The sequence below is a fragment of the Pectobacterium atrosepticum genome, from assembly GCA_019056595.1.
In the GTDB taxonomy this organism is placed as follows: Bacteria; Pseudomonadota; Gammaproteobacteria; order Enterobacterales; family Enterobacteriaceae; genus Pectobacterium; species Pectobacterium atrosepticum.
Window position 1 is genome coordinate 1,178,110 of the sequence record CP036163.1, and the last position, 25,678, is coordinate 1,203,787.

Below are 25,678 nucleotides of genomic sequence, written 5' to 3' on the forward strand. Positions count from 1 at the left end.
TTAGCGGTCCACATCTGACATTACGAAATCAATACTGCCGAGGTAAACGATCAGGTCGGATACCAGACACCCGCGAATTACAGAAGGAATCTGTTGCAGATGCGCATAGCTCGGCGTGCGAATACGAGTACGGTAGCTCATCGTGCCGCCGTCACTGGTCAGGTAATAGCTGTTAATGCCTTTTGTTGCCTCAACCATCTGGAATGATTCATTGGCAGGCATAACCGGTCCCCAGGAAACCTGAAGGAAGTGGTTGATCAGCGTATCAATATGCTGCAACGTGCGCTCTTTTGGCGGCGGCGTCGTCAGCGGGTGATCCGCTTTGAACGGCCCTTCCGGCATGTTCTTGAGGCACTGATCCAGAATCCGCAGGCTCTGACGCAGCTCTTCAACTTTCAGCATAACGCGGCTATAGCAATCGCTGATGCCGTCGCCTACTGGCACTTCAAAGTCAAAGTTTTCATAGCCGGAATACGGACGCCATTTACGCACGTCGAAACCGATGCCTGTGGCACGCAGACCTGCACCCGTTACGCCCCATTCCAATGCTTCTTTCGCATTGTAGGCGGCAACGCCCTGAGTACGGCCTTTCAGAATGGTATTCTGCAACGCGGATTTGACATACGTGTCCAGACGAGCTGGCATCCAGTCGAGGAATTCACGCAGCAGTCGCTCCCAGCCGCGTGGCAAATCGTGCGCCACACCACCGATACGGAACCAGGCTGGGTGCATACGGAAACCGGTAATCGCTTCAACCAAATCGTAAATTTTCTGGCGGTCAGTAAACGCAAAGAACACCGGAGTCATTGCCCCGACGTCCTGAATATAAGTACTGATATACAGCAGGTGACTATTAATACGGAACAGCTCAGACAGCATCACGCGAATCGTTTTAACGCGATCTGGCACCTCAATACCTGCCAGTTTTTCTACTGCCAGCACGTACGGCATTTCGTTAACGCAGCCGCCAAGGTATTCAATACGGTCGGTATAAGGGATGTAGCTGTGCCAGGACTGACGCTCGCCCATTTTCTCCGCGCCGCGATGGTGGTAACCCACATCAGGCACGCAGTCGACGATCTCTTCGCCATCCAACTGTAGGATAATACGGAAGGCACCGTGTGAAGACGGGTGGTTCGGACCGAGGTTGAGGAACATGAAGTCCTCATTTTCAGTGCCACGCTTCATTCCCCACTCTTCCGGTTTGAACGTCAGCGATTCCATTTCCAGATCTTCTTTCTGCTTAGTCAGCTCGAAAGGATCGAATTCAGTCGCACGCGCCGGATAATCTTTACGCAACGGGTGCCCTTCCCACGTCTTCGGCATCATAATGCGCGTCAGATTTGGATGACCATCGAAGGCCATGCCGAACATCTCCCACGTTTCCCGCTCATACCAGTTGGCATTCGGAAACAGTTTGGTCACGGTCGGCAAATGCATATCATTCTCGGCCAACGCGACTTTTAGCATGATGTCGCGGTTACGCTCGATAGAAATTAAATGATAAAAAACGGAGTAGTCGGCAGCAGGTAAACCTTCACGATGGGTACGCAGACGCTCATCCATACCGTGCAGGTCAAACAGCATGACATAAGGCTTCGGCTGTTTTTTCAGGAATGTGACAACATCGAGTAATTGCTCACGTTTAACCCACACAACAGGAATACCTGTGCGGGTTGCCTGTACAGTAAATGCATCTGGTCCAAAACGGTTACACAGTTCGCCAACGACCGGATCATTAAGGTGATCGCGGGTTTGCCAGCCTGGCTGAGCGAGATCGTGTGTCGTTAAATCTGTCATAAATATGTCACCACATTAAATGTGCTATTTCTGTATCTGATAATGACCGCACACTATTATCGGGGTATTACACGGCCACCGGATTTATCATCTACAGGTCAAATCTCATCAGGCGAACGCAGGTTGGTCACCGCGATTCGCTCGCCGCGTTTGCGCTCACGCTCAGATTGCATGTTGGCGCGGTAAACGCCCTGTTCACCAACCACCCATGACAGAGGACGGCGTTCTTTACCGATAGATTCTTTCAGCAGCAGCAGCGCTTGCATGTAAGCTTCTGGGCGCGGAGGACAGCCCGGAATATACACATCAACAGGCAGGAATTTATCTACACCCTGAACGACGGAATAGATATCGTACATACCGCCGGAATTGGCGCACGCGCCCATGGAAATAACCCATTTAGGTTCAAGCATTTGCTCGTACAGACGCTGAATAACGGGAGCCATTTTGGTAAAGCAGGTACCAGCAACCACCATAAAGTCAGCTTGACGTGGCGACGCACGCAAAACCTCAGCACCAAAACGCGCAACGTCATGGACAGCGGTAAATGATGTCACCATTTCTACGTAGCAACAGGAAAGACCGAAGTTGTACGGCCACAGGGAATTCTGACGACCCCAGTTCACCGTATCGTGTAATGCATGTTCCAGTTTGCCCATATAGACACTGCGGTGAACATGTTGCTCCAGAGGGTCGGAAACGATCTCCTGACGTTGCAGGGGATAACGGTCATTCTCACCGTCCGGCTCTATGCGGGTGAGCGTATAGTCCATCTTAAAATGCCTCGCTGTTACTGCGGATGAGTGTTGGTAGTGTTGATGATGTCTGATTTAACGACTTGTCTCTTGGAACGTACCGGGGTCCAGTCAAGTGCCCCAACGCGTACCAGATAAATCAAACCAGCCAACAGCACCAAAATGAAAATGGTTGCTTCGATGAAGCCAATCCAGCCGCTTTCTTTGATAGACACAGCCCAAGCGTAGAGATAGAGGGCCTCAACGTCGAAGATAACGAAGAACATAGCGACAAGATAAAATTTAGCAGACAGACGTAGCCGCGCTGAACCCACTGAGTCGATCCCGGATTCATAAGGTACGTTCTTGGCTCTGCCTTTTGCTCTCCCGCCCAGCAAGAATCCACCGGTCAGCATGAAGACGCAAAGGCCTATGGCGATGATTAGGAATAGCGCAAACGCCCAATGATGGGCGAGGATTTCAGTAGTTGTTGACATTCTCTTTGCTTACTCATCAAAAGTGGCGGGTAACATCTCTGCTCTATTATCGGCAGTTAATGGGCCACATCGATTAAAAGGAAGGATTAATAACCACAAAAAAGCATGGAAACGTATCAGGTAAGCCTTGCTTGGTATGGTTGAGCCCCTAAATTTGTAACCTTTTTTCAACCTTACTAAAAATAACAGTACATTCCTTTACATGCACGCTGTTTTGTTAACATTTTGTGTTATCACCCGTAGCTAAATCGAGTCAGTACTTTCGTCGGTTAACCAGAGTACAGCGACACAGAAAGCAAGTTTGCTGCGTCACTATACCAGTTTCACAGAAAATGCCTGTTCCCCCATGGGGTTATTAGGGGTATTTTTTGATCCAGCACACATTTTTACCAATTTAGTTAGTAAAAAAATCGAGATGATGGTGGACAAGGGGAGATGCTATTTTTCATAACATAATTTTAAAAAAATAGAACCAGCGTTTTATAAATTACAGGAAACCAATAATCCCGCTACGCATAGTCTATTGATGTGAAATGAAAAACACAAAGTGGGATCAGATTGAGGAAATTGGGTCACTAAGACTCTGTCGACGCTGGTTTAACACGTTAGCCATAAACCATCATCATTCGGGGTGCATCCCTACCCTCCCCGAATGATAGTTAACTACCCATTACGATTAGATCACGTCCTTCAGCGACGGATCGGAAGACAGCTTTCCATTCGCGCTATTTGCGAACATGCCGACAGGCGTAATGTGAGAAGGCTTCCCTGATTCAATCACATTAAAAATTGCCGTCGCCAGTTCACTCTCCTGGTTAGGATTCTGGCAGAGGAAATAACGTGTTTCAGGCAATCTCGGCAACCCTTCCTCCTCGCCTAACACTCGCAGTTCTGGGCTCATCATTTCTACTGAACGCACGGTGACACCCATGCCAGCCTTCACCGCAGCTCGCACAGCAGATAGCGTTGAAGCTACATACGCGATTCTCCAGGGGATCCCTGCGGCCGTCAGTTGCTGCGTAGCCAGCGTACGGAAAGGGCTCGGCTCATCCAGTACAACCAGAGGCACGGGCTCTTGTGCTCGGAATTGATAATCCGCGGCGCAATACCATAACGTCGGAGAGCTACGCAATAACACATGAGGAAACACCACACCGTTCATTGTAGTAATAACCAGATCTATTTTCCCCTGACTCAGCATTTCCATCATTTCAGCGCTGCGTTTTACACTAACGTTGACGGAGAGCTTAGGAAATACGGATGTCACCCGATGTAAAATATAAGGAAGGATAGTGTCTGCAGTATCGTCAGACGCCCCAATGGTCAGCGTACCCTGAATATCGCTGTACATTAATGAAATACAAGCTTCATCATTGAATTGTAGTATTTTTCTGGCATAACCCAGAAACTGGATACCATGTTCGGTCAGTAATTTATTACGCCCGTGCCGAGCAAAAAGCTCCTTTCCGATGAGTTGCTCCAGCCGCTGCATCTGCTGACTGACAGCCGATTGAGTTCGATTGACTGCGGCCGCCGCGGCTGCAAACGTATTTAAATCTGCAACGGCAACAAACGTCCTCAGTAAATCAAGATCGAGATTAAGTACTGGTCGATTTGCACTGGTCATACGATTTTTCACTTATCTATTTTAATTTTAACAAAATATTCCTGGTGTTTTATTACATGTAAAGGTAATGACCGATACATTTAAAGACACTATCGCAGACGCACGATAAGGGCAAAAAAATACTTATATTTCGTTACCCCTATCGCCTTTCCATTGGTAAGACATCATGTAATTAAATGGCTCACCAGCCTTAATCCTTAATTCAATAACAACGACACTTTCTCTTTATTTCATACTACGAAATAAATATGCCCCATACGTAAATAAACGAGCTTTCCCTGTCACCTTATTCTGGCGCTAAAAAAGTGCGGTATGAACCGTCGTCCGCACCCCTACCATATCGCACCATCCAACGAGTACACAACCATATAGTGCAGATGCGCAATCATTTGCAGCGAAAGCGATAATCATTCTTCAAAAGGTATTATAGGAGGAGTACATTAAGCAGGTTATGCTATTCCGTATGGGAATATGCGCTCTCTGCAGAAGGTTCGTACTATTTATGTCTCCGATTGAAAAATCCAAGAAACTGGAGAACGTATGCTATGACATCCGTGGCCCAGTCTTAAAGGAAGCCAAGCGGCTTGAAGAAGAAGGTAATAAAGTCCTTAAACTGAATATTGGCAACCCTGCCCCTTTCGGCTTCGAGGCACCGGACGAAATTCTGGTCGATGTCATCCGTAACCTGCCTACTGCACAGGGCTACTGTGATTCCAAGGGGCTCTATTCCGCCCGTAAGGCTATCGTTCAGCACTATCAGGCGCGCGATATGCGCGATATGACGGTTGAAGACGTCTATATTGGTAACGGTGTTTCTGAACTCATCGTGCAGTCCATGCAGGCGCTACTCAATCCGGGTGATGAAATGCTGGTTCCCGCACCGGATTATCCACTCTGGACTGCGGCGGTTTCCCTGTCTAACGGCAATGCCGTTCACTATCTCTGCGATGAGTCCTCCGATTGGTTCCCCGATCTGGATGATATCCGCAAAAAAATCACGTCTAATACTCGCGGTATTGTCATCATCAACCCGAATAATCCGACGGGTGCGGTCTACAGCAAAGAGTTGCTGCTGGATATCGTGGCTATCGCGCGTGAACACAGCCTGATCATTTTCGCCGACGAAATTTACGACAAAATTCTGTATGACGATGCGCAGCACCACTCTATTGCTGCGTTAGCGCCGGATCTGCTGACAGTCACGTTCAACGGGCTGTCCAAGACATATCGTGTGGCGGGGTTCCGTCAAGGCTGGATGGTACTGAACGGCCCGAAAAAACACGCAAAAGGGTACATTGAAGGGCTGGAAATGCTGGCGTCCATGCGTTTGTGTGCCAACGTGCCAATGCAGCATGCGATTCAGACCGCCTTGGGTGGCTACCAAAGCATCAGCGAATTTATTCAACCCGGTGGGCGTCTGTATGAACAGCGCAATCGCTCATGGGAATTGATCAACCAGATCCCCGGTGTATCGTGCGTAAAACCACGCGGCGCGCTCTATATGTTCCCGCGCATTGATGCCAAACGATTTAATATCCATGACGACCAAAAACTGGTGCTGGATCTCCTGTTACAGGAAAAAGTGTTACTGGTTCAGGGAACCGCATTTAACTGGCCTTACCCGGATCATGTACGTATCGTCACGCTGCCGCGTATTGATGAGTTGGACATGGCAATCCACAAATTAGGACGCTTCCTGGGGCACTATCACCAGTAACCCAGCAGTAATCGAACCACTCATCGCCGGGCCGTCGTCGCCCGGCGAAAACCTGACCTTCGTTTGCATAATCTTCGGCAAATGCTCACAATAGACGCCCACGATATCGATATTTCACCGTGCTGTTGTCTGAGAGATCGCCATGAATCAGAGCCACTTTTTCGCCCACTTATCCCGTCTAAAACTTATCAGCCGTTGGCCATTGATGCGCAACGTGCGCACGGAAAACGTCTCCGAGCACAGTCTTCAGGTCGCCTTTGTCGCTCACGCGCTGGCGGTAATCAAAAATCGTAAATTTGAGGGTAATCTGAACGCAGAACGCATCGCGCTATTGGCGATGTATCATGACGCCAGTGAGGTGCTGACTGGTGATATGCCGACACCAATCAAGTACTACAACGCGCAGATCGCGCACGAGTACAAGAAGATAGAGAAGATTGCGCAGCAGAAACTGATCGAGATGCTGCCTGAAGAGTTGCAGCAGGATTATCGGATGCTGCTGGATGACAGCTACACCAGCGAAGAAGAACGCGCCATCGTTAAGCAGGCAGACGCACTTTGCGCCTACCTGAAGTGCCTGGAAGAATTATCCGCAGGAAACGCGGAATTCACGCTTGCCAAAGCGCGGTTGGAAAAGACACTACAGCTGCGCCATAGCTCGGAAATGGACTACTTCATGACGGTGTTCGTTCCCAGCTTCAGTCTGTCGCTCGACGAAATCAGTCAAGACTCTCCGTTATAACGAACATCCGCTATAACGGTCTGGAAACATCAGAACGGATACAGCCACGGCACCATCACTACGCTGACAAGCATCACCAGTACGGTAAAGGGGACTCCCATACGCACAAAGTCCCCGAATTTATAGCCGCCCGGCCCCATCACCAATGTATTCACCGGTGACGATACGGGCGTCATAAAGGCGGCAGATGCCGCAACGGCGATGATCATCGCAAAAGGGTAAGGTGACACGCCCATTTGCTTCGCCGCGGCAATCGCAATGGGCGCCATCAACACCGCCGTCGCCGTGTTGGAAATAAACAGGCCAATCACGGCACACAGCACGAATAAGCACACCAGCATCACATGCGGCCCGGCATTCCCGGCAACATCCATTAGCCCTTTAACAATCAGCGCAACACCGCCAGTTTGCTGTAACGCCAGCGCAAACGGCATCATCCCGACGATAAGAATAATGCTCGGCCAGTGAATCGCTCGATAGGCGCTTTCCATGTCGATACAGCGGAATTTGCCCATCAGTAAACAAGCGATCAGCGCGGCAACTGCATTCGGTATTTCGTCCGTCAGCATCATCGCTACCATCAACGCCAGGCAAAACAGCGCGTGTGGAGCCTGACTTACCGCGGGGGCAACGTCATCAACTTCGGCAGGAAGATTAAGCAACAGGAAGTCATTTTTCTGCGCATGCAACTGCCGAATCATGCGCCAGTCGCCCATCACCAGCAGAATATCGCCGAGTTGGAGCGGTTCATCGGCGAGGATACCTTCCATCGATTCACCTGCCCGGCGAATCCCCACGACGCTAAGGCCATAACGGCTACGAAATCCAACATCGTAAAGCGTTTTCCCTAAGAGTTCGGAATCGGGTATGAGAGAGACTTCCGCCATCCCCACATCACGCGCCTGCTCAGAGAAATACTCACCGCGCAGCACCATCGGTTCAAGCCGCTGCGAAGTGAAAAATTCGCGTAAATCCACCTCAGATGCCGACATATCAATCAGTAAGACATCATTCAGGCGAAGTTCGGTATTGCCTGCCACGCTGATCATTACGCGGCGAAATTTACGCCAGCGCTCAATCCCGACTACATTCGCCCCAAAACGCTGGCGCAGACGTAGATCATCCAGACGGTGGCCGATAAAAGGTGACCCTGGTCGAATTGCCAACCGACGCGCCCGGCCCGTCAGTCGGTAATCACGAATCAGATCGCGAAACGTTCTTCTCTTCCACATCTCTTTTGCGGTTGCCGTCTCAGCGTCGCCAAGCCAGTAGCGCGCCACCATCATATACGCCACGCCCAGCAGCAGCACGACCATCCCTATCGGCGTCACGCTGAAGAACCCGAAGCCCGCAACGCCCTCGCGCATCAGTTCGCTGCTCACCACCATATTCGGCGGCGTCGCCACCAGCGTCATCATGCCGCTAATCAACCCAGCAAAGCTCAGCGGCATCATCAGCCTTCCGGGAGAAATTTTCATCCGTGCAGAAACACTCAGTACCACGGGAATAAAAATCGCGACAACGCCGGTGGAACTCATGAAAGCACCCAGCAGCGCAACGGTGACCATCAGTAAGATCAGCATCTTTATTTCACTGCTGCCCGCAACGCGAACCAGCCAATCACCGACCTGATAAGCGACACCGGTACGAACCAATCCTTCACCAATCACAAACAGGGCAGCAATCAATATCACATTAGGATCGCTGAACCCTACCAGCGCTTCAGATAGCGCTAGCGTACCGCTCAATACAAACGCGATAATGACCAACAGCGCTACGACATCCATGCGTAATTTATTAGTGGTAAACAACACAATGGCGATCAGCAACAGGGATAAAACCCAGAGAAGTTCGCTATTCAAAACGGTTCCCCTGACAGAAAGGTACATGTTGGGAGGTGTCGGTTTCAGCACGCTACAAAAGGGAAGCCAACGCCCATTCAGCTTGAAGTATGACGGGTATAGTCTGCCATAAAAAAACCTCGCGGATGCGAGGTTTGATCATATTTAGTCACAGTTTTGTCATTATGTTACAGACAGCCTACTGGCACAGAAGCACCTTAGCACCGTTCGGTAATTGTTCTATTTCTATCTGCTCCAGCGAATCAAGAATCAGATCGACCTGATCCAGTTTCGGCGTATCCGCTGGCGCTTTCACCGCGATGACTTTGCAGCCAGCCGCCAGACCCGATAGCACGCCCGCTGGCGCATCTTCAACGACCACACACTCTTCCGGTTTAAGCCCTAGTTGCTGTGCGCCAAGTAAATAGGCATCAGGGTTAGGTTTACCTTTGGCAACCTGCTCCGCCGTAATAAAGGCGCGAGGTGCAGGTAGTTCTCCGCGTTGATGACGTGCGCTGGCAATCGGCACCGTGCCAGATGTCACAATTGCCCAGGGGATATCCAGCGCATCTAAACGTTCCAACAGCGCCTTCGCTCCAGGCATGGCAACAATACCTTGCGTATCAGAAGCCTCTGTTTTCTCCAGCGCATCAAACTCCTGTTGAATCGTTTCTTCGCTCTGCCCCTGAAGAAAGTGACGCAAGGACGTAATTGCCTGCTTACCATGAATAAAGTCGAGCACTTCCTGTGGTTCAATATCGTGATCTTTTGCCCAGTTAATCCACGCGCGTTCTACAGCAGGCAGTGAATCAACTAGCGTACCATCGAGGTCGAACAGAAAACCTTTACACTCCACAGAAAGCCCCTTTTTCATTATCAGGCGTTGATGATCTGTGCGATCTCAACCGCACTCAAGTGATACTGGCGCGGGCAGGACTGCCAGACAGCCAGCATTCTGTTGTACTTTTCCCACATTTTCGTCTGGGCGTTAAAACCATGCGTGCCCGCATCAAAGTGAGGATAGCGACCTTCTACATGCACCATAAAGCGCACAAAACCGAGGTAACGCGCTTCCGTTGCGGCATCAAAGCCCAGGAAGGTCAGGCGTCGTTCATCCAAATCCTGCTTATCTTTCAGATTGGTCCACGACACCTGCAAAGCATGATGCATTTCCATGACGTTAATAATGGTGCGGCAAACCTCTTCAGTCAGCTCACCAAACTCACGGTCCAGTTCACGCATCTGCAAGCCGTAACCACGCTCGATGATCGTTTGTAGCCGACGATAGCGCTCAGCATTATCTGGATCGAGCATCGTCATCATTTTGTATTGGTTTGAAAGGATCAATCTCTGGGCATTCGTCATTTCCATGTTGCTCTCCTGAACCCTCTTTGGTGTAAGCCAATGTCACTAAATAGGTATGAACCGCAGAATCGCATACTGAATCGTGTCACGATAGCGGTAGCCGCCGCTTCTTTGATTTGAAACAGGGGAAAGAACAAAATAGCCATCAACCCGCACACAGCCTGACGCCGATCACAAATCATCAAGGAAGGTTTTATCAAGCTGGTTAAATGCACGTTTCAGCACATCAGCCAACGTTTGGTAAGTGGGTGCTTCTTCCAGAGGGGCTAATGCCTGACCCGACTCCAATAGCTTATGGCGAATTTCATGAAACCACTGCGCCAACGTCGGAGGTAGAGGAGTAACAGAGCGGCGACCAAGCCACCAGAGGCCCTGCAACGGCAGGCTACAGGCAAAAAGCGCGGTGGCGATGGCCGGGCCGAGCTGGCCACCGAGCGCAATCTGCCACGTTAAGGTAAACACCGCCAGTGGCGGCATGATGCGAATACCGAACCGCGTCGCTCGCGCCACACGATTTTCAGGAAATAGGGGTGCCAACTGCTTTTCTGCTGGCCACGTCTTCATGTAATGCTGCCCACGTTGGAGTAACTGTAGCCAACTGATTCTACTGTCTGGTTTCGTCGCCATAGCCACACCTCAACTTTACAGATAAAAAATAAAACTTTTGAACAAATCAACAACTCAAGTTGATAAGGTTAAAATATATTTTGTGTTTAGCCTACGCTATCGGTATCCTAAACCGGCCTTTTGGCCGCTGTATACCTAAAGTAGTATGACTACACGCAAGGAGTATAATTCCCTTCGCGATACAAACGCAGCCAACGGCCATAACGCGGTTATCCATCGCTTTAAAAGCTGCGGTTTACATTAGGTCGCTGTCGCATTGTTGTAGCGATAACTCGATATAACATACGTCATAGTATCGACCCTATTTCACCATTGTGTCTGGTGTATCACACCAAGGTATGATGTTAATCATAAATGCCAGTGGCGGCATGCGATACGCTATGCCCTGTATGACATTTTTTTAACCATGTATAACAAGTAGGTACTTCCATGTCGAGTAAGTTAGTACTGGTTCTTAACTGCGGTAGTTCATCCCTGAAATTCGCGATCATCGATGCGATTAACGGAGAAGAGTACCTGTCTGGTTTAGCCGAGTGTTTCAACCTGCCTGAAGCCCGCATCAAATGGAAAATGGACGGCGGTAAACAAGACGCCGAACTGGGTGCCGGTGCAGCTCACAGCGAAGCGCTGAACTTCATCGTTAATACCATTCTGTCTCAGAAGCCAGAGCTGTCTGCTCAGTTGGTTGCTATCGGTCACCGTATCGTTCACGGCGGTGAGAAGTTCACCAAATCCGCGATCATCACTGATGATGTTCTTCAGGGTATCAAAGATTCCGTACCTTTTGCACCTCTGCACAACCCGGCGCACCTGATCGGTATCGACGAAGCACTGAAATCTTTCCCGCACCTGACTGATAAAAACGTCGCTGTTTTCGACACCGCGTTCCACCAGACCATGCCGGAAGAATCCTACCTTTATGCACTGCCGTACAAACTGTATAAAGAAAACCACATCCGTCGTTATGGCGCTCACGGCACCAGTCACTACTTCGTTTCCCGCGAAGCCGCAAAAGTGCTGAACAAGCCGGTAGAAGAGCTGAACGTCATCACTTGCCATCTGGGCAATGGTGGTTCCGTTACTGCAATCCGTAACGGTGAATGCGTTGACACCTCTATGGGTCTGACCCCGCTGGAAGGTCTGGTGATGGGAACGCGTTCCGGCGATATCGATCCCGCCATCATTTTCCATCTGCACGACGCACTGGGTATGGATGTTGCGAGCATCAACACTCTGCTGACCAAAGAATCTGGTCTGCTGGGTCTGACTGAAGTAACCAGCGACTGCCGCTACGTTGAAGATAACTACGAGACGAAAGCAGATGCTAAACGTGCAATGGACGTTTACTGCCACCGCCTGGCTAAATACATCGGTTCTTACGCTGCACTGATGGAAGGCCGTCTGGATGCCGTAATCTTCACCGGTGGTATCGGTGAAAACGCAGCAATGGTTCGCGAACTGTCGCTGAAAAAACTCGGTCTGCTGGGCTTTGACGTCGATCACGAACGCAACCTGGCTGCACGCTTCGGTAAAGGTGGCAACATCGCTAAAGATGGCACCCGTCCGGCGCTGGTTATCCCGACCAATGAAGAATTGGTCATCGCCGAAGACGCTTACCGTCTGACCGCGTAAAACACGTAACTCCCAACACCGTCAGCCAAGGCTGACGGTGTTGTTTTGACTAACGAGCAACCGTAAAGAGGTTCGGCCGTGTCCCGTATAATCATGTTGATCCCCACTGGCACCAGCGTTGGTCTGACAAGCGTCAGCCTGGGTGTCATCCGCTCCATGGAACAAAAAGGCGTTCGCCTGAGCGTGTTCAAACCTATCGCCCAGCCACGCAGTGGCGACAATACGCCAGATCAAACCACCACCATTATTCGTGCTAATTCCGCCATCAACGCCGCCGAGCCGCTGGCAATGAGTCGCGTTGAAGCTTTGCTGAGCTCCAACCAGCAAGACGTGCTGATGGAAGAAATCATCGCGCGCTACCACGAAAATACCAAAGATGCTGAAGTCGTTCTGGTTGAAGGTCTGGTTCCTACGCGTAAGCACCAGTTTGCTAACGCGCTGAACTATGAAATCGCCAAAACGCTGAACGCAGAAATCGTCTTCGTACTGGCGCTGGGTAACGATTCCCCGGCACAGCTGAAAGACCGCATCGAACTGGCACGTTCCAGCTTCGGCGGCAGCAAAAACAAAAATATCACTGGCGTGATCATCAACAAACTGAATGCGCCAGTAGACGATCAAGGCCGTACTCGCCCTGACCTGTCTGAAATCTTTGATGACTCCACGAAAGCCAGCGTTGCCAACATCGATCCTAAGCAGCTGTTTGCTAACAGCCCGCTGCCAGTTCTGGGCTGCATTCCGTGGAGCTTCGACCTGATTGCCACGCGCGCCATCGATATGGCGAAGCACCTGAATGCCCGCATCGTCAACGAAGGTGATATTCAGACGCGCCGCGTTAAGTCTGTAACCTTCTGCGCACGCAGCATTCCTCATATGCTGGAGCATTTCCGTCCGGGTTCACTGCTGGTGACCTCCGCCGACCGTCCTGATGTTCTGGTTGCTGCTTGCCTGGCTGCCATGAACGGCGTGGAAATCGGTGCCCTGCTGCTGACTGGCGGCTACGAAATGGATCCAAGCATTGCCAAGCTGTGCGAACGCGCCTTCCAGACTGGCCTGCCAGTATTCATGGTTGACACCAACACCTGGCAGACCTCACTCAGCCTGCAAAGCTTCAACCTTGAAGTACCGGCTGATGACCGTCAGCGTGTCGAGAAAGTGCAGGAATATGTCGCACGCCACATCGACACCCAGTGGATCGATTCCCTGAGCGCTGAGTCTGAGCGTTCACGTCGTCTGTCTCCGCCAGCGTTCCGCTACCAGTTGACCGAACTGGCGCGCAAAGCGGGCAAACGTATCGTTCTGCCAGAAGGTGATGAACCACGTACCGTTAAAGCAGCGTCTATCTGTGCTGAACGCGGTATTGCACACTGTGTACTGATCGGTAACCCAGAAGAGATTCAACGTGTTGCCGCGGCTCAGGGCGTAGAACTGGGCAAAGGCATCGAAATCGTCGACCCGATTGTCGTACGTGAGCGCTATGTTGCACGTCTGGTTGAACTGCGTAAGAGCAAAGGCATGACCGAAGTGGTTGCGCGCGAACAGCTCGAAGACAACGTGGTTCTGGGCACACTGATGTTGGAACAGGGTGAAGTTGACGGTCTGGTTTCTGGTGCCGTTCATACCACCGCTAACACCATCCGTCCGCCGTTGCAGCTGATCAAAACCTCACCAGGCAGCTCGCTGGTGTCTTCCGTGTTCTTCATGCTGCTGCCTGAGCAGGTTCTGGTCTACGGCGACTGCGCCATCAACCCAGATCCAACCGCAGAGCAATTGGCTGAAATCGCTATCCAGTCTGCTGACTCCGCTATCGCATTCGGTATCGACCCACGTGTTGCAATGATCTCCTACTCTACCGGTAACTCCGGCGCGGGTAGCGATGTTGAGAAAGTGCGTGAAGCGACCCGTCTGGCGCAGGAAAAACGTCCTGATCTGGTCATCGATGGTCCGCTGCAATACGACGCCGCTATCATGGCAGACGTTGCACAGTCCAAAGCACCGAACTCACCTGTTGCGGGTAAAGCTACCGTGTTCATCTTCCCTGATCTGAACACCGGTAACACCACGTACAAAGCGGTACAGCGTTCTGCCGACCTGATCTCCATCGGGCCAATGCTGCAAGGCATGCGCAAACCGGTTAACGACCTATCTCGTGGCGCACTGGTAGACGATATCGTTTACACCGTCGCTCTGACCGCAATTCAGGCTACACAGCTCTAATCTATTCAGATTAATTCTGTTATCTTCTATGCCAGCCTCAGGGCTGGCATTTTTTATTGTTATCCGCACGAAAAATCACACCACGCAGACACAAAAACAACCATAAAACAGGGTCGATGGATGACTGTAATACAACGAGTAGATCAACACTTTCAGCAGCAATTGGAAAAAGGGATCACACCTTCATCGCCAAAAGGGTTAGCCCGTTTTTTTATTGAATTTCTCTATTTCGGCGTCAAAGAAGCTCGCGCCTGTCTCTTCGTTGGTCTGTTCTTTCTTGCGGTTTTCAGCGTGCCGAAAGCGGGATGGTTTTCTATCCCGCGTTATGATTTGCTACTGATATTCGCCATTCTGATTCAGGGATGGATGGTTGCCAGCAAATTGGAAACCTGGGACGAGTTAAAAGCCGTTACGTTGTTTCATCTCGTGGGTTTTGCGCTGGAGGTCTTTAAAACCTCATCGGGTATTCGTTCCTGGTCTTATCCTGATTTCGCCTATACCAAGGTATTCGGTGTGCCACTGTTCGCCGGATTCATGTACGCCTCTGTAGGTAGCTACATCATTCAGTCATGGCGATTGTTTGATCTTAAAATTCGCCATCACCCGCCCTACTGGCTAGCGACGCTGGTTGCGCTACTTATTTATGCTAATTTCTTCACCCACCACTACATCGGCGACTATCGCTGGTACATCGCCGCACTAGCCGTCGGGCTCTATGCGCGGACCACCGTCATTTTCACGCCTTACGATCGAGAACGACGAATGCCGCTGTCATTGGCTTTTATTCTGATCGGATTTTTCATCTGGCTGGCTGAAAACATCAGTACGTTTTTCAGTATCTGGCGCTATCCAGAACAGCTCGGTGCCTGGTCGATGGTTCACGTAGGAAAATGGAGTTCGTGGGCTTTGCTGGTGATCATGACGTTCACCATCGTAATTTACCTGAAGGACATCAAAAAGAGTATTCATGTTCCTGAGTGATGCACTGCGCGCCATCATCTGGAAATATACGCCGCTGCGGGGAAAAGCAGCGGCGAGGTAGGGATTTAACTGATGTTAGATTATTTCTGCGAATCAGCTTCCGATGACTCAACGTTATTGTCGTTTTCATCATGAATATCTTCACCATGAATGCTTTCATCATGAGTACTTTCATCATAAACAACAGACGTCGCAGAAGCTTCTACCGCTTCGTTCAGCTTACGTGAAATCGGCTTACCATATTCCTGATCGCTATAGCGCGTCAGCCACAGCGACAGGGCTTTCAGGGAATCCGGCGTAAATTCATCGCAGCGTGCCGTGATTTCTTGCGGCGTCAGCCAGCTGACTTCATCAACTTCTTCTTCCTGTAGCGCGAACGGCCCGTGGGTGACGCAGCTAAATAACCCGCCCCACACTCGGCAATTTTCGCCTTCGTAATAGAACAAACCGTGTTCCGCGAACGGCACGCCAGCAATGCCAAGCTCCTCTTCGGCTTCACGACGCGCGGACTCCAGCATCTGTTCACCGCTTTGCACCACACCGCCTGCTGTTGCATCTAGCCAGCCTGGATAGAAGTCTTTGATTTTCGTTCGACGCTGCACCAGAATCTTACCCATGCCATCATGCACAACAATGTAAGTAGCGCGATGACGAAGACTCTGAGCACGCATCTGCTGACGACTTGACTGAGCAATTACCTCGTTGTTTTCATTGACGATATCAACCCACTCTGTGCCTGCTGCTTGACTTTGTTCCGCCATCCTCTGAAACCCTTTAGTATTGGCACGTTGCTACGCGCGTCTGTTTTAAATGATCGATCTTTGCTGCGAATATTCTCTGCTACCTTGCCATGATTCAAGGTCAAAAACAGGATATACGCTAAATTAGTGCCTAATCACGACCTGTGCAATAGGCTCACCACTGTGTAGCGGCAGAACCCGCAGCTTGTCTTGTTCAAGTAAACCGTAGCTCGCGGGGTATCCCCCTTTCGGCAAACTCACTGAACCGGGATTAAAAAAATAATATTCACCGCGTTGCTCAGCAACCGGAATATGGGTGTGGCCATATACCAGCACATCCCCCGCGTGTAACGGCGGTAGATTATCTGGATGATAAAGATGACCGTGCGTCAGGAAAAGGCGATTCTGCGGCAATAGCACATGTTGCCACGGTGCCGTTATCGGAAAGCTCAAGAGCATCTGATCAACCTCGCTGTCGCAGTTCCCCCGCACGGCAATGATGCGTGACGCATAATCGTTCAATCGAGCAGCCACTTCCGCAGGCTGATACTTTTCCGGCAGCGGGTTGCGCGGGCCATGATTGAGAAAATCGCCCAGTAAAATAAGCCAGTCAGCATGACTCTGCTCAAAGATCGCCAGCACCCGCTCCGTCGCACTGAGAGAACCGTGTATATCGGACGCAAACATCAATTTCATCGCTTATCCTCGCAACGTTTATATCAACCATGTTGTATCCACAACACCCTCATCCGTCATCGCGAGTAGTCTATCAAAGTTGGCAGAGTGCTTCCGGTAAAGATCGTGCAACGACGTGCGGCATTGCTTATTTTTCACCCGTAGAAGTGGTAGGGTAAGAGCCCGTTCCCCAATACGCTATTCTGACAGCATATCGCTCTCTGAGGCGATCAACTGCCATACAGTTCCATGATGTTTTTCTGAATTAAAACGGAGACTTGATTCATGATTGACCTGTATTACGCACCAACCCCTAACGGGCACAAGATCACCCTATTTCTGGAAGAAGCTAATCTCCCCTACCAACTCCACCGCGTAAACATCAGTAAAGGCGAACAGTTCAAGTCGGAATTTTTGGCTATCTCGCCTAACAACAAAATTCCCGCGATTGTCGACACGCAGCCAGCGGAAGGGGACACACCGATTAGCCTGTTTGAATCTGGGGCGATCCTACTCTATCTGGCGGAAAAACATGGCGTGCTGCTGAGTTCGTCGCTACGTGAGCGTACAGCCACGCTACAGTGGCTGTTCTGGCAGGTCGCTGGTTTCGGACCGATGCTGGGGCAGAATCATCATTTTAACCACTATGCACCTCAGCCAGTGCCTTATGCCATTGAGCGCTATCAGCAGGAGACACAGCGTCTGTATCGCGTGCTGGATAAACATCTGCAAGACAGCCCTTGGCTAGCCGGTGAAAATTACAGTATTGCCGATATTGCGACCTACCCGTGGGTCGTGCCTTATGCCCGCCAGCGCGTCGACCTTGATGATTACCCGGCGGTAAAAGCGTGGTATACGCGCATTAGCGATCGCCCGGCAACGCAGAGGGCTTACCAGCTAGCCGAGCTGTAAAATTCTGGCGCATCTCATTCGGCCTTTGGGTATCTTCTGTTATGGTAATCAACATATTGTTGTTAATGATACTGTTACCAACAAGCAGCTTACCTGTTAACGATATCCATGACGCTGCGATTTATTCGCAGTAACAGAAGCAACCGAGGGCCGAGCAATGCCATATCATCATTCTGACGCCATTATTCGTATAAAGAATCTGCGGCTGCGCACCTTCATCGGTATCAAAGATGAGGAAATCACGAATAAGCAGGATGTGATCATCAACGTTGTGATTCACTACCCAGCAGAACAAGCGCGTAACAGCGAGAATATCGCTGATGCGTTGAACTACCGCACCATCACCAAAAATATCATTCGCCACGTGGAAGATAACCGCTTCGCTTTGCTGGAAAAATTAACGCAAGATGTGCTCAACATCGCCAGCGATCACGACTGGATAACCTATGCTGAAGTAGAAATAGATAAACCGTTTGCCCTGCGATACGCCGACTCGGTTTCTATGACCCTGCGTTATCACAAGGCATAAAGTTCATATACTCTAAATAATTCAAGTTTCAGGAAGGCGGCAAGGGAAGGAATCCCGATGAGCTTACTCAAGTAAGTGATTCGGGTGAGTGAACGTAGCCAACACACATGCAACTTGAAGTATGACGAGTATAAAGGGGAGAGCGATGCAACTACTTATAACAGGCGGAACTGGCCTTATTGGCCGCCATCTTATCCAACGATTACAGCTGCTTTCCCATCACATCACGGTACTGACACGCGATCCTGAGCGCGCACGAGGTGTTCTCGGCAATCAGGTGGAATATTGGTCAACGCTGAGTAATATCACCTCACTGAACGACTTTGATGGCGTCATCAATCTAGCGGGCGAACCTATCGCCGATAAACGGTGGACGCCACAACAAAAGCAGCGTCTGGCACAGAGCCGCTGGAGCATCACCGAGCAGCTTGCCACGCTGATTAAAGCCAGCAGCGAACCACCCGCCGTTTTCATCTCAGGATCTGCTGTCGGATACTATGGCGACCAAGGCGAAGCGCTGGTCACGGAAGGTGAATCCCCTGTCGATGAATTCACACACCACCTGTGCGCCCGCTGGGAAGCGCTGGCGCAGTCTGCCGAAAGCGATAAAACTCGGGTCTGCTTGCTGCGCACCGGTATTGTTCTTTCGGCACAGGGCGGTGCGCTGGCAAAAATGCTGCCGATTTTCCGCCTAGGTCTCGGCGGGCCGATGGGTTCCGGCAAGCAATATATGCCATGGATTCATATTGATGACATGGTTAACGGCATTATCTATCTGCTGGACCAGCCAATATTGCGCGGTCCCTTCAATATGGTTGCGCCCTATCCGGTTCACAATGAACAATTTTCCGCCATGCTGGCACACGTATTGGATCGCCCCGGCTTTCTACGAGCGCCCGCTTTCGCGATCAAACTACTGATGGGAGAAGCCTCGACGCTGGTGCTAGGTGGACAGCGCGCCATCCCACAGAGATTAGAGGCCGCAGGCTTTGGTTTCCGTTTCTTTGAACTGGAAGAAGCCCTGCAAGACGCCACCAAAAAACTGGGCTGACCCAGTGCTGAGAGCAGTGATAATGGATAGATCGTAAAGACGCTGCAAGTACGTCCCTTGTAAGCTCGAGCCGCGCCATCCTTGGCGCGGACGCTTTACTCTTCTATTCCATTATCACCGTTTTATTTGAGAGAAACGTCTGAGGCTGATAATCATCATCCCCAAAACCTACTTCAACGCGCCTGACAAAAATTGCTGCAAACGCGCACTTTTCGGGCTACCGAAAAGTTGATCCGGCGGCCCCTCCTCTTCGATCACACCCTGGTGTAGGAAAATAACGTGGCTGGAGACATGGCGGGCAAACTCCATCTCATGCGTTACCACCACCATCGTTTTCCCTTCCTCCGCAAGCTGCTGCATGATGCGCAACACCTCGCCGACCAGTTCGGGATCGAGCGCCGACGTCGGCTCATCAAATAGCAGTACTTCTGGCTCCATCGCTAACGCCCGTGCAATAGATACGCGCTGCTGCTGACCACCGGAAAGATCCGACGGGTACTTCTGTTGGGCAGAATCCGTAATCCCGACCTTGTTCAGATAAAATACCGCCCGCTCACGCGCTTCCGCTTTACTGAGCCCTAATACCTGAATCGGCGCTTCCATCACGTTCTCCAACGCGGTCATGAAGCTCCACAGGTTGAAGTGCTGAAATACCATCGTTAGACGCGTCCGCAGCATCTGAAGCTGCTTTTTATCAAACACCTTCAACTGTCCGTCAGTGTCGCGCACCATGCGGATTTCCTGATCGCTGACGTAAATCGCCCCTTCACAGGGCTTTTCCAGAAAATTAATACAGCGCAGTAAGGTGCTTTTTCCCGAACCAGACGATCCAATAATCGAAATAACGTCACCCGCTTTCGCCTGTAATGAGATCCCTTTGAGCACCTCATGCTGGCCATAACGTTTACGCAGTTCCGTCACCATTAATTTGTTATTCGACATGCTCTTTTTCCTGCGTTTAATGAGATGAACGGGTATAAAGATGACGTAGCCAGTGCCGTTCTGCCTTTCTGAACAGCCCAATTAACACAAACGAGATCGCCAAATAGATGACAGCAGCAATACCGAACGCATAAAACGGCTGGTAGGTTGCTGCGTTTATATCACGGGCAATCTTCAGAATATCCGGTACGGTTACAGTAAAAGCCAGCGCCGTCGAATGCAGCATCAGAATCACTTCATTACTGTAGGCTGGCAGCGCAATACGCAGCGCACTGGGCAAAATAATGCAGCGATACTGCTTAAAACGGGAGAAACCGTATGCTCTGGCAGCTTCAATTTCCCCATGGGGTACAGAACGGATTGCCCCCGCGAAAATCTCTGTGGTGTATGCACAGGTATTGAGCGCCAGCGCTAAAATAGCGCAGTTCAGCCCGCTGCGAAAAAAGGCGTTCAGCAGATCGGTGCCACGAACGATTTCTAAGCTATATACGCCAGAATAGAACACCAGAAGCTGCACATAGAGCGGTGTGCCGCGGAACACGTAGGTAAATAACCAAACCGGCAGACTGAATCGGCGTCGCGGTGACACACGAGCAATCGCCAGCGGCAGCGCCATCAGCCCGCCGATGACCACCGAGGAAATGAGCAGCCAGAGCGTCATCGCCAGCCCTGTCAGACGGTAACCATCGCTCCACAGTAGCGGTTGCCAATATTGTTGCAGGATCTCATTCATAGTTTACTTTCTTGACTCCCTGCGAATAGTGCCTTTCCAGCCACCACAACACGCCGTTAGAAACGGTGGTAAAAATCAAGTACATCGCCCCAGCAACCAGTGCGAAATAAAACGGTTCGTGGGTCCCCTTGCCAGCTAACTGCGTCGCCTTAATCACATCATTCAGGCCAAGCAATGACACCAACGCTGTCGCTTTCAGGATCACCTGCCAGTTATTGCCGATGCCCGGTAGTGCGAAGCGCATCATGGAAGGAAATAGAATACGACGGAACACCTTGATAGGAGAGAAACCGAATGCGACGGCAGCTTCGATTTGTCCACGCGGCACAGCGAGATACGCGCCACGAAAGGTTTCCGTGAAATACGCGCCGTAAATAAAGCCCAGCGTAATAACCCCAGCGGTCAAAGGGTCGATGTCAATCTGCTCCAGACCGATCGACTCCGTCACGCCGTTTAAGACAATTTGCAGGCCATAGAAAATCAGCAGCATCAGCACCAAATCGGGGATGCCGCGAATTAACGTGGTATAGCAGGAGAAGCACCCTGCCAGCAGGCGATTAGAAGACAGCTTCGCCGACGCGCCAATCAGGCCAATAGCCAACGCCAGCAGTAGCGAACTCACCGCCAACTCCAGCGTCATGATGGCACCATCCAGAATCAGCTGGGAATAGCCATAGAGCATCGATTATATCCGTTGAAAATAGCGGTTGATGGCACGGTGCGTTATCAATCAGGAACACGACACGGGAGGAACGTTCCCATGTCGTATTGTCCTGCGGATCCGCTACACAATTTACCGTGATAACGAAATTTTACCGTGATAACGAAAATGAATAGTGGTGACGAAATTAGCCGCCGTAGACGTCAAAATCGAAGTATTTTTTCGCGAAGGTGTCGTAAGTACCGTCTTTACGCATAGCGTCAAAAGCTTTATCCAGCGCAGCTTTCAGCTCGGTATCGGCTTTACGCAGCCCCATCCCCGTACCGACACCGAAGAACTTGTCATCTTTTACTGCCGGACCAGCAAACGCATAGTCTTTGCCCATATCGAGTTTCAGGAAGCCTTCACTTCCTGCTACTTCATCCTGAAATGCCGCATCGATACGACCTGCGCTCAGATCGGCGTAAATCAGATCCTGATTTTGATAAGCGACAACTTCAACACCTTTTGGCTGCCAGTTCGCGTTGGCAAAAGCCTCCTGCGTTGATGCCTGCAGTACGCCGACACGCTTACCACCCAGAGAAGCCAGCGTTGGCTCGATGCTCGCGCCTTTCTTCGCAATCAGGCGTGCATTGGCAGCATACAGCTTCTCAGTGAAGGCGATTTCCTGCTGACGTTTTTCGGTAATGGACAGAGAAGAGATGATGGCATCAATTTTTTTAGCTTTAAGAGAAGGAATTAACGCATCAAAGTCGCTTTCTACAAACGTACAATTAGCCTGAATACGCTTGCACAGCTCTTTCGCCAGATCGATATCAAACCCAACCAGTTCACCGCTGGCATTTTTAGATTCAAAGGGAGCATAGGTAGGATCGGTGCCGATTTTAATATTTTTAGGAATTTCCGCCATGGCGCTGCCTGCAGCCAGAATAAGTGCCAACGGCAAAACTTTGATCAGTTTCTTCATATTGCTACCCTTAACATGAGTGATTGATGTCGTGTGTCGTCAATGTCGGAAGACATACCGATTTATTGCTTTAAAAATGAACGATATGAGTGCTATTTTTTTTCTACGCCGACTATTACAGTTTTCATAAGCAGTTTTCATGCCACAATGAACGTAAGGTCGTTATAAAGAGTCCATGAGAAAAACACGCAGGAAATAATGATTAACCCTTTGATTATAAAATCTTTTCCGAGTTATTTTTTGGCGTATAACAATAAGAATAGATAACATTGGCGCGAATACAAAAACCCAAGCGCACTATTTAAGTGCTTCCGTGCGTAAAATTGGTGCAATGTGATAAAAAAGCACAAAAAAAGGGCAGTAAAGGTTTACTCCCCCATGAGAAAAAAATAACGCGCCTTGGCATCTATCCTGCTATGACGCACCCTGCCAGCGAGTAAAGAGATCTTTCGGCAGATCGATATCAAACTGATCCAGAATACGATTCACCGTCTGATCGACAATGTCCTGCACACTTTCTGGGCGATGATAAAACGCTGGCACTGGCGGCATGATTATCGCGCCCAGCTCAACGGCAGTGGTCATCAGCCGTAAGTGCCCTAAATGCAATGGCGTTTCACGCACCCCCAACACCAGAGGGCGACGTTCCTTCAGCACCACATCGGCTGCCCGAGTCAATAGATTGTCGCTGTAGCTGTGCACAATCCCGGAAAGGGTTTTTATCGAACAGGGCAAAATCACCATCCCCGCCGTTTTAAACGACCCCGAAGAAACGCTGGCAGCGATATTACGCGTGTCATGTACCACATCGGCCAGCACCTGTACGTCACGCAGGCTAAAATCCGTTTCCAGCGCCAACGTATGCCGAGCGGCTTGGCTCATAATCAGATGGGTTTCGATGCCTTCCAGTGTCTGTAAAACCTGTAGTAGTCGGATACCGTAAATAACACCGCTGGCACCGGAGATCCCTACAATGAGTCGCTTCATTCATACTGCCTCTGGCTGGCCGCGTACGCAGAAACGCGGAAAAATCATCTGCGCAAACTTTGCCGTATTGATTAGCGATAAGCAAGGATAAGCACTGAAACCCTATTTTCTATATACAAGAAGGGGGAAGACACTTTCGCGCCCTCCCCCTTCAATAAAGCCTTACGTGCGGCTAGCCGTTAACCTTCGTTGTGCAGTTCCAGATCTTCGACTTCATTCTGGCTACGTAACGCTTTAGCATCATCGTTACGCAGTACTTCCAGATAATCCAGATAGCCTTGATCGACGTCTTTTGTCACGTAAATCCCATTGAACACTGAACATTCAAACTGAACAATATCCGGGTTATCTTCACGCGCTGCGTCGATCAGATCGTCGAGATCCTGGAATATCAGCTCATCGGCACCGATAATCTTACAGATCTCGTCCACTTCGCGACCGTGGGCAATCAGTTCATTAACGCTCGGCATGTCGATGCCGTACACGTTAGGGAAGCGAATTTCCGGTGCCGCAGAGGCCAGATAAACACGCCTGGCTCCTGCTTCACGCGCCATCTCCACAATCTGCTCCGACGTTGTGCCACGTACGATAGAGTCATCGACCAGCAGCACATTTTTATCACGGAACTCGGCACGGTTCGCGTTCAGCTTGCGACGCACAGATTTCTTACGCGCCTGCTGTCCCGGCATGATAAAGGTGCGACCAACATAGCGGTTTTTCACGAATCCCTGACGATACGGTTTGTTGATAATGCGCGCGATTTCCAACGCGATATCACAAGAGGTTTCAGGAATCGGGATCACGACATCAATATCGAGATCTTCCCACTGACGTGCAATCTTTTCACCCAGCTTCTGACCCATGCGAACGCGTGCGCTATAGACCGAAATTTTATCGATGAAAGAGTCAGGACGAGCGAAGTAGACATATTCGAACAGGCACGGGTTGCTCTTTGGATTCTCTGCGCACTGGCGAGTAAACAGTTGCCCTTTTTCCGTAATGTAGATCGCTTCTCCCGGCGCAACATCACGTAAGAACTCAAAGCCCAGCGTATCCAGTGCGACGCTTTCAGACGCTACCATATATTCGCTGCGACCATCTTCCAGGTCACGTTTACCAATCACCAGAGGACGAATACCGTTAGGATCGCGGAACGCCACCATGCCATGACCGATAATCATGCCAACACAGGCATAGGCACCACGAATTTGCTGGTGCGTCGCGGCAACGGCCGCAAAAATATTATCGGCTTCCAACGGATAATGTTGGAAACGGTCCAGTTCTCTGGCAAAGATATTCAACAGGATTTCAGAATCGGACGTGGTGTTAACGTGACGGCGCTCCTGCTCGAACAGCTTTTTACGCAGTTCGTGGGCGTTCGTCAGGTTACCGTTGTGAGCCATCGTGATGCCGAACGGAGAGTTTACATAAAAAGGCTGTGCTTCCGAGGCGCTGGAACTGCCTGCGGTCGGATAACGTACATGGCCAAGCCCCATGTTTCCCTGTAAGCGCTGCATGTGCCGCGCTTCAAACACATCTTTCACCAGGCCATTGGCCTTACGCAGGCGAAAACAATTAAAGGCATCGATGGTCACAATACCCGCGGCATCCTGCCCACGGTGTTGCAACACCGTTAACGCGTCATAAATCGACTGGTTGACCGGTGTAAAACCGGCGATACCGACAATACCGCACATGGTG

24 protein-coding genes are annotated in these 25,678 nt (G+C 50.5%); 8 read left to right on the forward strand and 16 right to left on the reverse strand.

Features of this window, described 5'->3' with window-relative positions; all coding sequences use genetic code 11:
• The 4 genes from DCX48_05955 to lrhA all read right to left on the reverse strand — a co-directional run bounded on the left by DCX48_05955 (position 1) and on the right by lrhA (position 4,658).
• Complete coding sequence (locus tag DCX48_05955; GenBank protein ID QXE14090.1) at positions 1-1,800, reverse strand: NADH-quinone oxidoreductase subunit C/D; 1,800 nt, start codon at positions 1,798-1,800, stop codon at positions 1-3.
• Between the two features lie 98 nt (positions 1,801-1,898).
• Positions 1,899-2,573 carry an NADH-quinone oxidoreductase subunit B gene (locus DCX48_05960; protein QXE14091.1) on the reverse strand — a complete coding sequence of 225 codons (675 nt, stop codon included), beginning with the start codon at positions 2,571-2,573 and terminating at the stop codon, positions 1,899-1,901.
• A gap of 17 nt (positions 2,574-2,590) precedes the next feature.
• On the reverse strand, positions 2,591-3,031 hold the full coding sequence (locus tag DCX48_05965; GenBank protein QXE14092.1) for an NADH-quinone oxidoreductase subunit A: 441 nt from the start codon (positions 3,029-3,031) through the stop codon (positions 2,591-2,593).
• 676 nt (positions 3,032-3,707) lie between these two features.
• A complete protein-coding gene (lrhA, locus tag DCX48_05970) occupies positions 3,708-4,658 on the reverse strand; it encodes a transcriptional regulator LrhA (protein QXE14093.1) in 951 nt (316 codons plus the stop codon).
• Positions 4,659-5,160: 502 nt separating this feature from the next.
• On the opposite strand from lrhA, the gene DCX48_05975 reads away from it, so the two are divergent.
• Positions 5,161-6,375: a pyridoxal phosphate-dependent aminotransferase gene (locus DCX48_05975; protein QXE14094.1), complete on the forward strand. Its 1,215-nt coding sequence runs from the start codon at positions 5,161-5,163 to the stop codon at positions 6,373-6,375.
• 142 nt (positions 6,376-6,517) lie between these two features.
• Positions 6,518-7,117: a 5'-deoxynucleotidase gene (locus DCX48_05980; GenBank protein QXE14095.1), complete on the forward strand. Its 600-nt coding sequence runs from the start codon at positions 6,518-6,520 to the stop codon at positions 7,115-7,117.
• Positions 7,118-7,146: 29 nt separating this feature from the next.
• Here the strand turns inward: DCX48_05980 and DCX48_05985 are convergent, their stop codons facing one another.
• The 4 genes from DCX48_05985 to DCX48_06000 all read right to left on the reverse strand — a co-directional run bounded on the left by DCX48_05985 (position 7,147) and on the right by DCX48_06000 (position 10,950).
• Complete coding sequence (locus tag DCX48_05985; GenBank protein ID QXE14096.1) at positions 7,147-8,979, reverse strand: SLC13 family permease; 1,833 nt, start codon at positions 8,977-8,979, stop codon at positions 7,147-7,149.
• 178 nt (positions 8,980-9,157) lie between these two features.
• A complete protein-coding gene (locus tag DCX48_05990; GenBank protein QXE14097.1) occupies positions 9,158-9,814 on the reverse strand; it encodes a sugar phosphatase in 657 nt (218 codons plus the stop codon).
• A gap of 20 nt (positions 9,815-9,834) precedes the next feature.
• Positions 9,835-10,329 carry a YfbU family protein gene (locus DCX48_05995; GenBank protein ID QXE14098.1) on the reverse strand — a complete coding sequence of 165 codons (495 nt, stop codon included), beginning with the start codon at positions 10,327-10,329 and terminating at the stop codon, positions 9,835-9,837.
• A 165-nt stretch (positions 10,330-10,494) separates the two neighbouring features.
• The gene (locus DCX48_06000; GenBank protein QXE14099.1) at positions 10,495-10,950 is read right to left on the reverse strand and encodes a DUF412 domain-containing protein; all 456 of its coding nucleotides are present in this window, start codon (positions 10,948-10,950) and stop codon (positions 10,495-10,497) included.
• A 429-nt stretch (positions 10,951-11,379) separates the two neighbouring features.
• On the opposite strand from DCX48_06000, the gene DCX48_06005 reads away from it, so the two are divergent.
• The 3 genes from DCX48_06005 (at position 11,380) to DCX48_06015 (ending at position 15,780) form a co-directional block, all read left to right on the forward strand.
• Positions 11,380-12,582: an acetate kinase gene (locus DCX48_06005; protein QXE14100.1), complete on the forward strand. Its 1,203-nt coding sequence runs from the start codon at positions 11,380-11,382 to the stop codon at positions 12,580-12,582.
• A gap of 78 nt (positions 12,583-12,660) precedes the next feature.
• Positions 12,661-14,799 (forward strand): phosphate acetyltransferase, encoded by a 2,139-nt coding sequence (locus DCX48_06010; protein QXE14101.1) that lies wholly within the window; start codon positions 12,661-12,663, stop codon positions 14,797-14,799.
• Positions 14,800-14,919: 120 nt separating this feature from the next.
• Positions 14,920-15,780: a DUF817 domain-containing protein gene (locus DCX48_06015; protein ID QXE14102.1), complete on the forward strand. Its 861-nt coding sequence runs from the start codon at positions 14,920-14,922 to the stop codon at positions 15,778-15,780.
• Positions 15,781-15,860: 80 nt separating this feature from the next.
• Here the strand turns inward: DCX48_06015 and yfcD are convergent, their stop codons facing one another.
• Entirely contained in the window at positions 15,861-16,541 is a 681-nt protein-coding gene (gene yfcD, locus DCX48_06020; GenBank protein ID QXE14103.1) for an NUDIX hydrolase YfcD, read from the reverse strand.
• 123 nt (positions 16,542-16,664) lie between these two features.
• Complete coding sequence (locus DCX48_06025; GenBank protein ID QXE14104.1) at positions 16,665-17,216, reverse strand: phosphodiesterase; 552 nt, start codon at positions 17,214-17,216, stop codon at positions 16,665-16,667.
• A gap of 264 nt (positions 17,217-17,480) precedes the next feature.
• On the opposite strand from DCX48_06025, the gene yfcG reads away from it, so the two are divergent.
• From yfcG to DCX48_06040, 3 genes are all read left to right on the forward strand, one after another.
• Positions 17,481-18,107 carry a GSH-dependent disulfide bond oxidoreductase gene (yfcG, locus tag DCX48_06030; protein QXE14105.1) on the forward strand — a complete coding sequence of 209 codons (627 nt, stop codon included), beginning with the start codon at positions 17,481-17,483 and terminating at the stop codon, positions 18,105-18,107.
• Between the two features lie 157 nt (positions 18,108-18,264).
• Positions 18,265-18,636, forward strand: coding sequence for a dihydroneopterin triphosphate 2'-epimerase (locus tag DCX48_06035; GenBank protein ID QXE14106.1), 372 nt, complete (start codon positions 18,265-18,267; stop codon positions 18,634-18,636).
• Positions 18,637-18,781: 145 nt separating this feature from the next.
• On the forward strand, positions 18,782-19,687 hold the full coding sequence (locus tag DCX48_06040; GenBank protein QXE14107.1) for a TIGR01777 family protein: 906 nt from the start codon (positions 18,782-18,784) through the stop codon (positions 19,685-19,687).
• 168 nt (positions 19,688-19,855) lie between these two features.
• Here DCX48_06040 and hisP read toward each other — a convergent pair whose 3' ends face one another.
• The 6 genes from hisP to DCX48_06070 all read right to left on the reverse strand — a co-directional run bounded on the left by hisP (position 19,856) and on the right by DCX48_06070 (position 25,674).
• Positions 19,856-20,629 carry a histidine ABC transporter ATP-binding protein HisP gene (gene hisP / locus DCX48_06045; GenBank protein QXE14108.1) on the reverse strand — a complete coding sequence of 258 codons (774 nt, stop codon included), beginning with the start codon at positions 20,627-20,629 and terminating at the stop codon, positions 19,856-19,858.
• Positions 20,630-20,645: 16 nt separating this feature from the next.
• Entirely contained in the window at positions 20,646-21,362 is a 717-nt protein-coding gene (gene hisM, locus DCX48_06050; GenBank protein ID QXE14109.1) for a histidine ABC transporter permease HisM, read from the reverse strand.
• The gene (gene hisQ, locus DCX48_06055) at positions 21,355-22,044 is read right to left on the reverse strand and encodes a histidine ABC transporter permease HisQ (protein ID QXE14110.1); all 690 of its coding nucleotides are present in this window, start codon (positions 22,042-22,044) and stop codon (positions 21,355-21,357) included. The genes hisM and hisQ overlap by 8 nt, the downstream gene beginning before the upstream one ends.
• 166 nt (positions 22,045-22,210) lie before the next feature.
• A complete protein-coding gene (locus tag DCX48_06060) occupies positions 22,211-22,990 on the reverse strand; it encodes a transporter substrate-binding domain-containing protein (GenBank protein QXE14111.1) in 780 nt (259 codons plus the stop codon).
• 414 nt (positions 22,991-23,404) lie between these two features.
• On the reverse strand, positions 23,405-23,977 hold the full coding sequence (locus DCX48_06065; protein ID QXE14112.1) for a UbiX family flavin prenyltransferase: 573 nt from the start codon (positions 23,975-23,977) through the stop codon (positions 23,405-23,407).
• A gap of 179 nt (positions 23,978-24,156) precedes the next feature.
• Positions 24,157-25,674 (reverse strand): amidophosphoribosyltransferase, encoded by a 1,518-nt coding sequence (locus DCX48_06070; protein ID QXE14113.1) that lies wholly within the window; start codon positions 25,672-25,674, stop codon positions 24,157-24,159.
• Positions 25,675-25,678 lie beyond the last annotated feature (4 nt).